The following is a 14,302-nucleotide window of genomic DNA, read 5'->3' on the forward strand; positions in this document are numbered from 1 at the left end:
CGGCGGCACAGGACTCCCTGTGTCGCCGCCCCGTGTCAGTGCGGCTGTCCGGTCGGTCAGGCCAGGGGCAGGTCCAGGTAAGACGGGTCGCCGTCGGGCGAGGAGATGGTGAGCTTGCCGCCGGCTTCGTTGGCGTCGCCGTAGAACGGGTCCTTGGTATCGAGGACGAGCATCAGGCGGTGCCCGGCCGGCACGTCGTAGCCGGTGGCCTGGAGCTCGACGTCCGCGACGACCGGCTCCCCCGGGGTCGCGCGCAGGACGGTGAAGGGCGCGTGCGTGATGATGGAGGCGTTGCCGGTGTCGTCGACGTCGAAGAGGTACGCGACGAACGTCGCGTCGCCGGTGCTCGGCTCGCAGGTCAGCCGCAGCCGGGGAATCCCGCGGACCCTCGCCACGCGGGTCAGGGGCGCGCCCGCCCACACTCCGGCGTCTGTGCGGCTGATGGCGGCCGTCGGGTAGACCTTGGGGTTGCCGGCCATCTCGGCGTACCCGGTCTTGATGATCGCGTCGGCGACGGTGGCCGGGGTGTCCGTGCCGGTGAGCAGGACGGTGCTCCAGCCGTTCTGGGGCTTGTCCGTGAGGCCGCCGTCGGTGGCGCCGGGTGCGGCCCCGGTCAGGTACAGGCGCTCGCTGGATCCGGTCACCTCCTCCCAGGCCGGCAGAGACTCCTGGGTCTTGCTCCACATGATTTCGCTGAGGACCTGGCCCTCGGAGTCGATGCCGTTGTCCTCGCCTTTGAGGTGGTGGTCGAGAAAGCGGTGCGCGTCCCGCCAGATCCGGTTGGGCAGCCCGAGGATGCCCGACATCTCCGGGGAGGAGTGGTCGCCGATCGAGAGGTCGATGCGCTTGGGCCCGGAGAGCGCGTTGAACGTCTTCAGCGTCTGGTTGACGGGGAAAAGTGTCTCGTGCCAGGCGTGCGAGAAGAAGACCGGCACGTTGCGCTCGTTGAGCTTGCCGACGTGCACGAGCGGGGAGCGCTCGGCCGACCACTCCTGGATCCCGTCGGGGATGTTCTCGTTGTCCCGTACCTGGTCGAAGACCCGCTGGGTCTGCTCGCTCAGCCGGGCGTTCTGGGCGGCGCCCAGCAGCGCGGCGACGGAAGCGACATGGCGGGTGTCGTTCTCATAGAACGCCTCGGTGAGGCTGCCCCAGGTGCTCAGGGCTGCGACCGCCTTCACCCGGGAATCGTGCGCGGCGACCAGCTGGCTGATGCCCGAGCCGTAGGAGTCACCGAGGAAGCCGACCTCGGAAACCGTGCCAGCGGTGTGCTCCAACAGGAAGTCGATGGCGGCGCTGCCGTCCCGGACGTCGAGCGGACCGCCGACCTCGACCTCGCCCCCGGACTGCCCGAACCCGCGGGGCGTGTACGCCAGCACGTGGTAGCCCTTGAGCGCGAACTGTGTCGCCTGCGCGGCGTAGGCGAGCCAGCCCAGGTCGGTCCAGGGCGCGGGCATCACCACAGCGGGGGACGGCATGCCGCCGGTCTGCTTCCACAGCGCTCCGGCCAGTTCGGTGTCCTCGGCGCCCGGTACGCGGACCCGGGTGAACTGGATCCGGGCCCGGGCCTGGGTTACTTCATCGGCACGCGCGGGGGCCAGTGTCGAGGTCTCGCCGCTCTCCAGTGCGGCGACGATCTGCGCGAGCGCAGCCTCGTCCAGCTCCGGGTAGAGACTCGTCGACGCCTTGCCGGTGCTCTCTAAAGTCACGTCATCCCTTTTCTGTTCGTTGAACGACCGGGTTGTCCAACCGCGGACCGCGAAGAGGTGAACACGGCCGACGCTCCGGATCAGTATCGACAGGACGCATACCGCGTAAGCGCGCGTTTCGGGATTGACCGAAAGTGATCAAGATGAGCCGTGGTCAGGACTTGTCTGGTCGATAGCCGTCAGATCGCCCCGTCTGACGTCCACGTCAACGCCACGGCCGCGGAGTCGTCACATCATCAGCCGGACCGCACCAAGGACTTGTCCGTTCGATCAAGTTCGTAGCCAGGGGAACCCGCCCCGCGAGCTACTCAGGCTCTCACCTCCCGCACCGCGCCTCCACCAAGCGGGCGACGAGGCTCTCCCACGGCGTCTCGTCCTGGTGTTCCACCTCTTCGGCCCCCTGCGACGCGGGCGCCGGCGGAGGGTCGGTGCGGGCCCCAGCCGCATGCTGATGCGCACGGACGCTGCTGGAGTCCACCGAGACCTCCCAGTCGATCTCGCCAGCCATGTCGGCCGCCGCCTGGACCTGCGGGAGCAGACGCACCCAGGTTCGGTCGCGACCACAGGCGATGGCGCTCGTAGACGGTCTTCCACGGCCCGAACCGCTCGGGCAGGTCACGCCACTGCACCCCGGTCCGCACCTGGTGCAGAATCCCGTCGATCACCTGCCGGTGGTCCCGCCAACGGCCACAACGCCCATTGCCGACCGGCAGGAACGGCCGCAGCCGTTCCCACTCGGCATCCGTCAGATCGCCCCGCCCCATGTCCACATCAGCAAGTCGGGCGCGGACCAGTCACATGATCGACCGGACAAGTCCTAGTCCTCGGCCTGGGGCCTGGAGGCATCCAGTTCCTTGAAGAGCTGGTCGTACACAGCGGCGATGCGTGCGATCTCCTCGGGCCCGGCGTCGTTGAGCCGGGCCTGGTCCTCCACGCACTTGCGCTGCTGCCTCATCAGCTCCTCCAGGCGTTGCTGGTCGCCTGCGCGCCGTGCGAACAGCAGCTGCCGGTTGTAGGCGGCCAGGACAACACCCACGATCTGCTGCGCTTCCTCAACACCGATCTGGTTGCCGCCGCCCGGGCCCGGAGCTGGCTCCGACGATGAACACGGATCGGGGGAGGATGAGGGCGATGCGGAGTCGTGCATAAAGAGACCACCTCGGGGTCTGGGAACCATCGGTAAAGGGCCATTGTCGGCGGTGGGCTGAACCGGGACTGTGGCCGGCCGCGGTGCGCGGCATAGATTTGCCTCGCAGGTGATCACTTTGTGGGGGGATTCCATGGCCGACCTTCGTGCGCTGTTCAGCTCCAACGACCCCGTGGGGAGCAGCGAGGCGTTCACCAACCGGCAGAACCAGTGGAACCTCGTCGCCACCGCCATCGAGGAGCACCTGCGGCACCTCTCCACCCCCGGCTTCGACGTTGAGGACCTCGAGGCCCCGCGCAACAACGTGATCACGTTCCACGGTGTCGGCGGCATCGGCAAGACGACGCTGTCGCGCAAGCTGGTGGCCGCGCTCTCCGACGCCGGAGACCGGCCCGCGCAGTGGGGCGCACCGACCTGGTCCGGCGAGCGGATCTGGCCCGTACGCATCGACCTCGCCCGCTCCGCCGGCACTGACTTCGAGCAGATCGTCCTGGCGATCCGGGCCGCGCTCGCCGAGCTCGGCCGTCCCCTGCCCGCCTTCGACGTGGCTGTCCGCCGGTACTGGGAGCACCAGCATCCCGGCGAGCCGCTGGAGGAGTACCTGCGCCGCGGCGGGCCGGCCTCCCGGTTCGGCCGGGCGCTGCCGCAGCAGATGCAGTCCGCGCTGTCCGACGTCGCCCAGGCCCTGCTCCTGCCCGGCACCGTCGGATCCGCCGTTGGACAGGTGACCGGCTCCCTCGTGCGGGCACTGCGGGAGCGTCGGCAGACCGTCCGCGCCCTCGCCGGATGCGCGCGACTGGCCGACCTGCTGGAGGCCGAACCCGACCTGGACGCCCTGTCCTTCTACCCGCACCTGCTGGCATGGGAGCTCGCCCATCTCCCGGCCGACAAGAGGGTCACACCAATAGTCTTGCTGGACACCTTCGAGGACACCAGCGACCGCCACCGTGACGCCGAGCGGCTCATTCAGCGCCTGGTGTGGCTCATGCCGAACTGCTTCTTCGTCATCGGCGGCCGCAACCGACTGCAGTGGGCCGACGACGCCCTCCAGGGCCAACTCGACTACACCGGCCCCGCCGCCTGGCCCGGCCTCGCCCCCCAGACAGATCAGCCGGCCCGAGCCACCGGGCAGGGCGGCGCCCGCCAGCACCTGATCGGGGACTTCTCCGAAACCGACTCCGATACCTACCTGGCCCACCGCCTCACCCACGACGGCGCGCCCCTGATCGGCCCGGACATCCGCGCGGTCATCACCCAGCGCTCGCACGGCCTGCCGCTCCACCTCGACTTGGCCGTCGCCCGCTTCCTGGAGATCCGCCGCACCGGCCGCACCCCCACCCCCGCCGACTTCGACCACACCTTCCCCGCCCTCATCGCCCGCACCCTGTCCGACCTCACCACCGACGAACGCCACGTCCTGCGCAGCGCCAGCCTGCTGGACGCCTTCGACCTCGAGCTGGCCACCCAGGCCGCGGGCCTTGCCCACCAGGCGGCGGCGCGCAGGCTCGTCGAGCGGCCGATGATCACCGAGGATCCGTACGCGATCTGGCCGTACCACCTGCACGGCGCTATTCGCACAGCGTTGCGCACCGCCGACGACCACACCGAGGACCGCTGGACCCCCGCCGACTGGCACCAGGCCGCCGAACGCGCCCTGGCCGCCCTCGGCCGGCAGTGGCAGGACGAGGGCGGCCGCGTCACCGGTCGGGCCCTGCTCGTCGCGTGCCTGCGCCAGGGCCTGCGCCTGGCCCGCGACCACCGCCTGAGCGACCTCGGCTGGCTCACGGAGGCCGCCTTCGCCTACACCGACGACTCCGTCTGGGAACCCCTCGCCCCACCCACCCTCTCCCCCGGCATCGAGCCGCTGCCGGGCCCGGAGACACCCGCCGACGCCCTGACCGAACTCCTCACCGCCATCGCCAAGCGCCAGCACGAACACCGCGAACGCACCGCCGAGCGCCTCACCGCCGTCCTGGGCGCGGGTCTGCTGTCCGGCGAACTGACCGAACTAGCGCTGTATTACCGGGCCAAGGCTTATAAGGACCTCGCGCGCACCGGTGAAGCCCTCGACGGCATGCGCCAGGTCGCCGACGCAGGCGGCCGGCTCGCCCCGCGCGGTCGCCGCGGTATGGCCAACCTCGCCCGGATCCGGGGTGACTTCCCCACCGCCCTGGCTGCCGTCCCCACCTTGGGCTGGAAGGGCCGCCACCACCGCGTCCTGGCCCACATCCACCTCCCGCACGGCGACATCGAGCGTGCCGCCGCCGCCTTCGAAGCCGCGCGCACCGAAGCAGAACAGCACGATGCCCCGGGCGAGCGGGCTATCGCCCAGACGCTCCTTGCCCTCGTTGTCTCCTTCGCCGACCCGCTGCGCGCCGACGACGAACTTGCCCTCGCCCACCAGTACCTCGCTCAGCTCGACCAGCGCGCCACGCTCTTCTACGCCGCCGTCGCAGCCCTGGTGCGCGATGCCGGCACCGACCGCGACGTCCCCGACCGCGCCACCGCCCTGCACGCCGAATGCTCCGTTGCCGGGCTTCCCTGGCTCACCCCGCTCATCGAGACCGCCGTCGCCTTCCACCACGCCGTACGCGGCGCACAGGACGAGCTCCTCGCCACCATCGACCGTCTGCGCGAGGCCACCGCAGACGGAGACTTCGCCTACTACGTCGACATCGCCACTGCCATGGGTGACCTGCCCCAGCCCGCTGGAAGCGCCATCCAGTGGGTTGACGACGCACACACCGTCCGCACCCGCTGGCGCACCCTGGTCACCACCCGGCGCGAGCGCCTTCACGCCCAGCGGTAACCGCATGCGCCGCCGCGTCGCACAGGACGGGCAACGAAAGGCAAAGAGCCCGGATCCGCGTGCGTCGCCCGGTAGGCGCCCTGGGTGTGCGTGCGGAAGGCTTCGGCCTGCGCGGCACGATGGAGCAGATCATGCGGTGGATCAAGCCCGGCGGCCCGGATCGTCATCGGGTGAGGTGAAGGCGGCGCGCATTAGGCGTCGGTTAGTGGGCGTTAGGCGTCGGTTAGTGGACGTTAGCGAGACGCATGAGCGCACGACGAAGGTGGTGGACATACGGATTCCGATCCGTTGCCGTCCATCACTGAACCTGGGGGTACCTCATGTCCGATGTCGTCAACCGTCTCGTCGGCCGTCCGCCGCGCTCCATCGTGCGCTGGGTCGCCGTCCGGAACGCGGACCAATACCTGGGAATGGTCCAGCAGTTCCGGATTGCGGCCGGGCCGGCCATATGGCGGGACATACGCTCGACGATGAGCGGCGCCGCGATCATGGCATTGAACGTCACGAGGATCGTGGACACCCCCGAGGGTGCAACGCGCCCCGGCCAGCCGATCACGCTCTACTACGACGCGGTCAACCTGTACTTCCTGGGTTGGAGTTCGGACGAGGTCGACTGGCTCTACCAGATAGACGGGAGCGCGCTGTCGGGCCGCCTCGGATGGACCGGCCAGACCCTCACGCTGCCCTTCCGCGAGGACTACTTGGCCATTGAGAGGGCCGCCGGTTACGAGGAGCGCGGGGAAATGCAGATCTCGCGCGAAAGCATCGAATCCAGCCTGCAGACGATGCACGACGGCGTCGTGCTGGAGAACCGGACCAGCGTACGGGAGGCCGCCCGGGCCGTCCTCAGGATGATAACGATCACCTCGGAGGCCGCCCGCTTCCATTCGATCGCGCAGGGGGTCAGCAACGCGTACCGCGCCCCCGAGGCCCCTCCGTACCGCCTGACGCCGCTGGAGCGCAACCTGGAGACCGATTGGGGACGCATATCGGATTACGTTCGCCAGCTCACCCAGAGGGGACAGACGAACCCTGAGTTGCACGTCGGCCCGGCGGGCAACAGTTCCCAGTCCGTCACTCTGCACAACTTCATCGAGGTCTCGCGGTACGTGGCCCTGATCAGCGGTGAGGGAACGTGAACTCCGGCAGGCGACTGCAGCCCCACAACGCGCCACCCTCCGCCGCATAACCATGGGCGACGAGCCGTGCGATCCGTCACTGCCCGCGGCCTGTTCGTGACGAGCCTGTTCGTGACGAGCCTGTGCGTAGCTGCAACCGCCCTGCTCCTCGCGCTGGCCGCAGCGATCCCTCGGCACCAAGCGGGGCTCGCCGGCAGTGCCTGAAACGCAAAGAGCCCTGTTCCTCTGCACATAGCCGAGGAACAGGGCTTCCAGGCGGAGCCGCAGCGGTGTCAGACCGCCCGGGCCACAGATGCATCAGAGGGCCGGAGTGCGAACCCGTCGGCCTGCGTGATCGACGCCCAGAGCATCAAGACCTCCACCAGCGTCCCCGCCGAGAAGGTGTGGGGTGACGGCGGCTACCGCAAGCACTTCACCGCGCTCCAGGCCCCCGCCCACGCGCCACCTCTCCGACCCATGCCAGCCGGATGACCACCTCGGAACGAACGAAGGCTGCCCCGGACCTGATCTTCAGGTCCGGGGCAGCTTTTTGATCAGCTTGATCTCGCCGCGACGGTCAGCCTGCGTTGGGGTTCTTGCCCACGAGCTGGGAGAGCAGCTCGAGGATCTGCGCGTTCCCGGTACGCACCTCGCTCGACAGAGCGTCGAGGCGTGCGTTGACCGCGGCAAACCCGTCGCGCACCTCACGGCGCAGCGTCGCCTGGCCCTCGATGACGCCTACGAGGGTATGGGCGGTCGTCTTCGCCGATACGGTGATCAGCTTTCGTTCGGATTCTTGCTGACCAGGGCGGTCAGCAGCTTGATGATCTCTGCCTGATTGCGGTCCATCTTCTGAGCCAGGGCATCGACCTGGCCCTGGCTGCGATCAACCTTCGCGTTCAGGGCGCGCATCTCATCAGCGAGATGATCGACCTTCTCGTTGAGGTTGCTCACCTTCTGGTCAAGGTTGCCCACCTGGAGCCGCACGGCAGTCAGGTCGGACTTGATGATCCCGAACTCGCGGTCCGCCGTCTCCTGCCCCTGCTCGAAGCGGCGGGTGAGCGCGGAGATCTCGCTCTGCGCGATGGGGCCCTCGGCCACGCTGGGCACTCCTGCCAGATCAAAATCAGCGGTCATCAGGCGCTCCACACTATCGCGCAGACCGAGCGCCGTACTCCCCCATTCAGCCCAGCAGCCCGACGAAGACGCGCCTCGCCCGACGGCGGCCGACGCTGGAGAAATGAGGGCGAAATGGTCGATGATCATCCAGTTCCGGCTGCTCGCATCCGGTCCTGAACCGCCTTAAGGCGCTCGTTCTCCTTGATGATGGACTGCCGCAATGCGGCCTTCGACGCCTTCGCAGGAGTCCCCTTCGCGGCTTTGCGTGCAGCCTTGGCAGCGCGCGCCGCCTTGATCTTCGCGAACGCCCGTCGTTCGCATCCCGGGTGAACAGGCTTGCCTCGCACCGTGGCATCCCGGCTGGATACAAACCTGCCCTCGATCTGATCGGCGCACATCGCACATACCCGGGGCCCTCGGGCCGGCCGAGCCGGAGGCTCGGCTGGCCTGGCCGGGCGGGCAGCCCGCTGCTCCTGTGTGCCGTCCGGCTGGCTGACTGTCACAGCCGAGGCCGGAACGACTTCGAAAACCCGCAGATCATCGGGAACGGCCCGGTGCTGCTGGCCTGTCCGACCGTCGCGGTGCCGCGGTGTCCGTTTCATGCCGTGATCGTAGAGGGGGATCACTACCTGCCGGCCCCTTCCCATCCCCTGACGTTGACCACCTCCTCTGGTGCGTTGTCGTGCAGTCGGTCCAGCGCATCGGCCGCCGCGGCAGCCTGCCATTCGTAGAGACCATCGGCCGGCAGCAGGCACCGGCGCCGGGCGAACGCGCGGCGGACGACCGGCTCTTCCGCGACAGACAGACGTCTTCGGGCCGCGGGCGGGCAGTCTTCCCGGACCGCCCTGCCGATTCAGGCCCTACACGGCAACCGCGCGGCCCGCCGGACGATACTGGGGGCATGACCGTGCAGTCCCCCTCGTTTCCGGTACCGAACGTCTTCGAGCTGCTGTGTGCGAAGTACGTGAAGCGGCTGCCTGCTCAGCTGGAGGACCTGAACGGTCCCGCCCACGGCACGGTCGACCTGCCGCTGCACGTGGTCTGGTCGGGCCGCCGCTCCTACGGACTGGAGCAGCCGCGCTCCCGGATGAGCCTGTACCGCACCGTCCTGGCCGAAGGGCAGCGCCAGGACCTGATCGACTTCCTGAACCGGGATCTGCTCATCGCGCAGTGGCCCATGCTGCGCACGCTGATCAGCCGACCGATCAGGGACGTGTGGGAATCCGCTTTCCCCGAGCTCACCACCGCGACAGCCGCGCGAACCTGACAGATTTGCACTGCCGGCACCCCGTACCTGCTGGTGATCACGCGCGGGTACGGGTGCTGGCACACGGCTTGAATGGCGGAAGGACCTGCCACCACCGCCAGGTGCAGGTCCAACCTGCGGATGCCGGTCAGCTGACTCCGACCTTGGACAGGGCGGTGGTCCAGTCGGTGGCGATGGCGCTGCGTGCGGCGTCGAGTTTGACGGTGCCGTTGCACACGGCGACCTTCAGTTTGTTCTCCACGGAGTCCTTGCTGGCGGCCGGCTGATTGCCGTAGCGGGGCTCGGGCCACAGGTTCTTCGGGCCGCGGGGTGCGCCGCCCAGTTCGAGGGGGACGAGGTGGTCCTCCTCGTAGTCGGCGGTGTTCGTGTCGGAGTACGCGTACTCACCGATCTGCTTGATCTTCAGCGGGGTGGTGTAGGAAACCGGTGGGCGGACGGTCTTGGTCCAGCCGGGCACACAGATCGTCGATTTGATCGTGGACTGGGTGACGTCGGGGTTGTAGGCGCCGGGCTGGCAGGCGGCGTCGGGCAGCGGCAGGTGGGACTGTGAGCAGGTGGCTGCGTGAGCGCTGCCGGTCGTGAGGGTCAGGCCGGCGGCGGTGAGCGCGATGGCAGTGGTGGCGGAGGCGAGTCGTTGCGTCGATCGCATGGGAACTCCGTGTGGGGGGATGAGCCCGGCAGGGTCCCGGGCACTTGACGCCATGCCACCAGCCCCCGGGTCTATGCGGGTAGAGGCGGATGCTGAACAACACGTATCCATGCCGATTTCTGACCCGCGAGTGGCCGACTCTTGGCCAACTCCTGGACCATGCAAGGCATTCAACATCGCACCGAGCACGAGCTGGCCAAGGACGAGGCCATGAAACCCACCCACAGCCCACCCCGGAGGACGTGGCAGCATCCCTTGGATGTCCTCGAGCCGCGGGACACACACCCACTGCCGGCGGCCGGCCGTTGCGTCGGCCGATATGCGTTGTGGGTCTTGCCGGATCCGGCAAGACCCACAACGTCGCAACGGGCGTCAGGCGTTGAGGTCCAGGACCCGGACCGGCTCGCCGTCCCAGCGCTTCGGTGCGGTGGTGGCGACGATCGCCCCATCAGGGCGGTCCGGGGTGGGCTGCGCCGCGACCTGGCTGTGGGCCGCGGCCCACGTCTCCTGCTGAGCCACGGCCAGGGCGGCGGGCAGGTCCAGGTCCAGGACGGTGATGCCGGGCAGCGCGGCGAGGTGCTCGGCGGTACCGGGCCGGGCGCGGTCGGCTTCGACGAGCGCGCACGCCGGTGCGTAGAGGTACCAGCCGGGTTCGGCGTGGGCCCGGTGGATCAGACGGGAGGCGAGGACGTTGCCCTGGCCGGCCGCGGTCATCGCGGTGTCGTCCAGGACGATGTGCATGGCGTCGCTCACCGGCCGGTCGCCTGGGCCAGACGCCGATCGAGCTCACTGTCCAGGTCCTGCTGCTGGGCCGCGGTGGGGGCGTAGCCGTTCCACTTGTTCAGCGCGACGAGGGCCTTCTCGGCGCGCTCGGCGCGCTCGGCGGGGGTGAGCAGGGTCTCGGCCAGGCGCGCCAGGTAGGCGCGCAGCGACAGGCCTTCGGCGGCCGCGATCGCGGCAAGCCGGTCCTTCGCCTCCTCGGGGATACGGACATTGGCATCAGACATCGTCGTACTCCTTCCCATCCCCATAGGGTACGGGTACGTACCCGTACCCATCCAGTCCGGGGCCAGGCTCCCGGCGGACTCCGCCTGAGCTTTACGTGCCTGCCATTGGTGGCACGCGTGCGGGTTCCGCCCGCACGACCGATTAGTGCCGCCTCGCCGTGTCGTCTGCATGTTGGGAAGACCCCCTCCGCGCCTGCGAGGGGCCCGAGACGAGGAGCGTGCACGCCGTGGACCAGGAGAATGTGAGCGCCACCCTGACTGTCGCCTCGCCCGCCGCGAGGGTGTTCGCGGTGCTGGCGGACCCGACGACCCATTCTGCGATCGATGGCACCGGCTGGGTTCAGGAAGCCGTCGACCGGACGCGGCTGACCGCGGTGGGGCAGATCTTCCGGATGGACTTGCATCACGCCAACCATCCCAACGGTGACTACCAGGTGGCCAACAAGGTCGCGGTGCTCGACCCGCCGCGAGCCATTGGCTGGCTGACGGGGCAGGAGAAGGGCGACGGTCACCTGGAGTTCGGCGGCTGGATCTGGCGTTACGACCTTGCGCCGCTCAGTCCGTCCGAGACTGAGGTCACGCTCACCTACGACTGGTCGGCGGTGCCGCAGTTCATCCGGGAGTACATCCAGTTCCCGCCGTTCGACCCTGAGCATCTCACCAACTCGCTGCACCACCTGGCCTTGATTGTCTCTGGTAGGTGATGTCGTCGACGGCCTCCAGCTCCTTCAAACGTGCGGTGTGCGTCTGCGACACGCGCGCTCTCCTCTGGTCGGCCTCCCTGAGCCGGTGGCCCTGCGGCCTACCCCAGCCCCTTAGGCATCGGGGTGCGCATCGGAGATCTGGTCCAGGAGGTGGGGTCCGTTATTGCGTACGTTGTTGACCGCGGTGGACACGGCACGGGCGTCCAGGTGGCCGGCGGCGGGGGCTGCAAGCAGGGCGCGGAGTTCGCCGGGGTCGGTGTGGGCGGGGTCGAGCCAGGAGCTCCAGTCGTCGGGGGCGATGGCCAGAGGCATGCGGGGGTGGACGCGTCCTGCGGCGTCGGTGGCTTCGGTCGTGATGATCGTGCAGGTCGTCCACCACGCACCCTGCGCGTTGTCGTCGCGGACGTCAGGGTCGCGCCAGAACTCGTACAGCCCGGCGAGCGCCATCACCTGGTCGTGCTCGGGGGTGATGAAGTACGGCTGCTTGCGTGCCTTGGCCGTCTCGGTCGCCGCGACAGCCTGCCACTCGTAGAAACCGTCCGCCGGTAGCAGGCACCGGCGCTTGGCGAACGCGCGACGGTAGGCAGGCTTCTCCGCGACCGTCTCCACCCGGGCATTGATCATTTTCGCGCCGATGTTCAGGCTCTTCGCCCAGGACGGCACCAGGCCCCAGCGCAACGGCCGCAGCTGCCGGGTGACCTCGCCGGTGTCGCGCTCGATCCGTTCCAAGATCGACCACACGTCGTTGGTCGGGGCCACGTTCCAGCTCGGGTCGAGCACCTGGTCGGGATCCCAGCGCGTGACGTCGAACAGGTTGACCAGATCCTGGGGACGGCGGGTGGAGGCGTATCGGCCGCACATACCCCCACCCTGCCACGTCGCCGTCACCGTCGGCCTGGTGGACGAGGGGAGCGGGCAGGCATCTGTCTGTTCCTTGGCACAGGACATCCGTCATCGCCGTTTTGCGCAGGTCAGGGGGTCTGGCATGCGTGGAGCTGGTTGGCGAGCGCGAGGTCGGGCCACAGCAAGGCGTCGGTCTCGGCACTGGTTTCGGTCGTGAGGCTTTGGACGGCGGCGGTCAGAGGCCCGGAGAGGGTTCCGGCCTGGGCGTAGAAGCTTTCGATGTTCCAGTGCTCGGGCGAGCTGGCGGTGTCGGGGCGTCGCAGGATGCGCAGGGCACGCAAGAGCATGAGGGAGTTCAGGGGCTCGGGCTCGGTTCTGGGGGACAGAGGAGCGCTGTGGCGGCTGGGGCGGGATTCGCCGGCGTCGAGAGCTGATGCCTGGTAGGCCCAGTGGCGGGCTTGACGCAGTTCGCCGCGGGTGACGTAGAGGAGGTGCAGGCATTCGGCTGAGGCCGGTTTGCCGGCGCCTGCGGCGAACTGCCACAGGAACTCGGCCTGGTCGTCGCGGTCGGCCAGGAACAGCAGACAGGCAAAGGTCATGGCGCCATCGGGGTCGATCTGGTGCGTGGTGGCGAGGGCGGAGATGTGCTGGACGGCATGAGGACCGCGGATGGTCCAGGCGGACAGAGTCCGCAACTGGCGGGCTGCCCGCTCACGACGGGACGCCGGTGCGGCTTGCCCGGTTGCGGCCCAGGGCGGCGGGAGGGGAGCAGGCTGTGGGTAGCCGCCCCATGCGATGCCGCGTTGTACCGCGGCGGTGAAGTCCTCCTCCAGCTGGCGGCGGGATGCCCTCTCTTCTTCTCCGTCGAGGTCGTCGTCGGGGGGGAAGACACGGGCATCGTGCAGGAGGTCATCCAGGGTGCGCGGCGGCTGCATGGGGCGGTACTCCTCAGTCCTCTTCGATGTGGTCGGGATCGGGTTCCAGGCCCAGCTCGCGTGCGATCCGGTTGCGGGCGTGGAGGCGGTGGGAGCGCACCGTGGCGTCGGTAATACCCATGATGCTGGCGGTCTTGGCGGTGCTGTAGTCGAGGACGTAGTGCAGCACCATGACGTCGAACTGCCGTCCCGGGAGGCGTGCGATCGCCGGATACAGCCCGATGCTGCTTTCCATGGCGGCGAACTCGTCGCGGGTGTCCTCCAGGACTGCGCAGGCGACCCGCTGGAAGACGGCGGTCTCGGCCATGGCGGAGTCCCGGCCCTGGGCGATGAGGACTTCGTCGACGGTCTCTTTGAGGTGAGCCCAGGCACTGGCGGCGGGGCTGGCCTCTTCCATCAGGCGGGGCCAGCCCTGCAGGAGGCTGAGGAAGACGGTGTGGACGACCCGGCCGGCGAGCCGCTCGTCTCCAAGATGGAGTTCGGCGTACTTGCGGTAGGCCCTCTTGAAGCGGTCATGGAAGCCCCAGAAGGCCACCGGGATCCGCTGCGGTTCGCGCACGCCTGGCGCCGGCGCCGTCCAGTGTGTCCTGTCCTCGTTCTCGGTCACCTCTCCTCCCCCTCGCCGGTCGCCCAAGGCAGCAGCACCTCGAGATGTCGGTGGGGAGGGTGGTCGGTGCGTCGGTGATCAGCCAGCGAGGCGGCCCCCACCCGGACGCCTACTGCGAGCCCTCGCCTGGCCAAACGCACGGCGTCGGAGGCGAAGACGCGCACAGCGGTGGCTATCACCAGCACGCCGATGAGCAGATTGGACAAGAGTGAATTCCTTCCCTTGGTCGGCACTGCTCCACCCCCTGAGCCCCCAACTGGGTTTTGTGCCGGAGGACTTCGCTGCCCTCGGGGAACAGCTAACCGGCCGGAGACGGTCAAACGTGGAGGCCGCCGCGGAGGAATTTCGAGCCGACTGCAATGGCCTCACCCACCCCACTGGCCCTACCGGC

At 68.9% G+C, this 14,302-nt stretch carries 15 protein-coding genes and 1 pseudogene; 4 read left to right on the plus strand and 12 right to left on the minus strand.

All coding sequences use genetic code 11. From position 1 onward, the window contains the following. Nucleotides 1–56: 56 nt before the first annotated feature. The 3 genes and pseudogenes from AC5677_RS40915 to AC5677_RS40925 form a co-directional block, all read right to left on the minus strand. Nucleotides 57–1,706, minus strand: a complete 1,650-nt coding sequence (locus tag AC5677_RS40915; protein WP_497196986.1) for a CocE/NonD family hydrolase — start codon at nucleotides 1,704–1,706, stop codon at nucleotides 57–59. A gap of 430 nt (nucleotides 1,707–2,136) precedes the next feature. After that, nucleotides 2,137–2,470, minus strand: a pseudogene (locus AC5677_RS40920) (IS5 family transposase); the annotation flags it as partial. Nucleotides 2,471–2,523: 53 nt separating this feature from the next. Beyond that, a complete protein-coding gene (locus AC5677_RS40925) occupies nucleotides 2,524–2,742 on the minus strand; it encodes a hypothetical protein (protein ID WP_497196987.1) in 219 nt (72 codons plus the stop codon). A gap of 244 nt (nucleotides 2,743–2,986) precedes the next feature. On the opposite strand from AC5677_RS40925, the gene AC5677_RS40930 reads away from it, so the two are divergent. Continuing rightward, the gene (locus AC5677_RS40930; protein WP_497196988.1) at nucleotides 2,987–5,662 is read left to right on the plus strand and encodes an ATP/GTP-binding protein; all 2,676 of its coding nucleotides are present in this window, start codon (nucleotides 2,987–2,989) and stop codon (nucleotides 5,660–5,662) included. Nucleotides 5,663–5,982: 320 nt separating this feature from the next. Further along, nucleotides 5,983–6,801 carry a ribosome-inactivating family protein gene (locus tag AC5677_RS40935; protein ID WP_497196989.1) on the plus strand — a complete coding sequence of 273 codons (819 nt, stop codon included), beginning with the start codon at nucleotides 5,983–5,985 and terminating at the stop codon, nucleotides 6,799–6,801. Between the two features lie 556 nt (nucleotides 6,802–7,357). Here the strand turns inward: AC5677_RS40935 and AC5677_RS40940 are convergent. The 3 genes from AC5677_RS40940 to AC5677_RS40950 all read right to left on the minus strand — a co-directional run bounded on the left by AC5677_RS40940 (nucleotide 7,358) and on the right by AC5677_RS40950 (nucleotide 8,752). After that, complete coding sequence (locus AC5677_RS40940) at nucleotides 7,358–7,483, minus strand: hypothetical protein (RefSeq protein ID WP_497196990.1); 126 nt, start codon at nucleotides 7,481–7,483, stop codon at nucleotides 7,358–7,360. A gap of 74 nt (nucleotides 7,484–7,557) precedes the next feature. Continuing rightward, entirely contained in the window at nucleotides 7,558–8,046 is a 489-nt protein-coding gene (locus AC5677_RS40945) for a hypothetical protein (protein WP_497196991.1), read from the minus strand. A gap of 478 nt (nucleotides 8,047–8,524) precedes the next feature. Beyond that, complete coding sequence (locus tag AC5677_RS40950) at nucleotides 8,525–8,752, minus strand: SOS response-associated peptidase family protein (protein WP_497197127.1); 228 nt, start codon at nucleotides 8,750–8,752, stop codon at nucleotides 8,525–8,527. A gap of 48 nt (nucleotides 8,753–8,800) precedes the next feature. Here AC5677_RS40950 and AC5677_RS40955 point away from each other — a divergent pair, with 48 nt between their 5' ends. Then, nucleotides 8,801–9,166 (plus strand): hypothetical protein, encoded by a 366-nt coding sequence (locus AC5677_RS40955; protein WP_497196992.1) that lies wholly within the window; start codon nucleotides 8,801–8,803, stop codon nucleotides 9,164–9,166. A gap of 127 nt (nucleotides 9,167–9,293) precedes the next feature. Here AC5677_RS40955 and AC5677_RS40960 read toward each other — a convergent pair whose 3' ends face one another. The 3 genes from AC5677_RS40960 to AC5677_RS40970 form a co-directional block, all read right to left on the minus strand. After that, on the minus strand, nucleotides 9,294–9,815 hold the full coding sequence (locus tag AC5677_RS40960) for a hypothetical protein (protein ID WP_497196993.1): 522 nt from the start codon (nucleotides 9,813–9,815) through the stop codon (nucleotides 9,294–9,296). A gap of 372 nt (nucleotides 9,816–10,187) precedes the next feature. Beyond that, nucleotides 10,188–10,568 carry a PIN domain-containing protein gene (locus tag AC5677_RS40965; protein ID WP_497196994.1) on the minus strand — a complete coding sequence of 127 codons (381 nt, stop codon included), beginning with the start codon at nucleotides 10,566–10,568 and terminating at the stop codon, nucleotides 10,188–10,190. Continuing rightward, complete coding sequence (locus AC5677_RS40970; protein WP_497196995.1) at nucleotides 10,565–10,822, minus strand: hypothetical protein; 258 nt, start codon at nucleotides 10,820–10,822, stop codon at nucleotides 10,565–10,567. The genes AC5677_RS40965 and AC5677_RS40970 overlap by 4 nt, the downstream gene beginning before the upstream one ends. Nucleotides 10,823–11,040: 218 nt before the next feature. On the opposite strand from AC5677_RS40970, the gene AC5677_RS40975 reads away from it, so the two are divergent. After that, nucleotides 11,041–11,526, plus strand: coding sequence for an SRPBCC family protein (locus tag AC5677_RS40975; protein ID WP_497196996.1), 486 nt, complete (start codon nucleotides 11,041–11,043; stop codon nucleotides 11,524–11,526). A gap of 111 nt (nucleotides 11,527–11,637) precedes the next feature. Here the strand turns inward: AC5677_RS40975 and AC5677_RS40980 are convergent, their stop codons facing one another. The 3 genes from AC5677_RS40980 to AC5677_RS40990 form a co-directional block, all read right to left on the minus strand. Further along, nucleotides 11,638–12,387, minus strand: coding sequence for an SOS response-associated peptidase (locus AC5677_RS40980; RefSeq protein WP_497196997.1), 750 nt, complete (start codon nucleotides 12,385–12,387; stop codon nucleotides 11,638–11,640). Between the two features lie 110 nt (nucleotides 12,388–12,497). Beyond that, a complete protein-coding gene (locus AC5677_RS40985; RefSeq protein WP_497196998.1) occupies nucleotides 12,498–13,304 on the minus strand; it encodes a hypothetical protein in 807 nt (268 codons plus the stop codon). Nucleotides 13,305–13,317: 13 nt separating this feature from the next. Beyond that, complete coding sequence (locus AC5677_RS40990; protein ID WP_497196999.1) at nucleotides 13,318–13,911, minus strand: sigma-70 family RNA polymerase sigma factor; 594 nt, start codon at nucleotides 13,909–13,911, stop codon at nucleotides 13,318–13,320. Nucleotides 13,912–14,302 lie beyond the last annotated feature (391 nt).

Source organism: Streptomyces sp. JLSY215 (assembly GCF_059682825.1).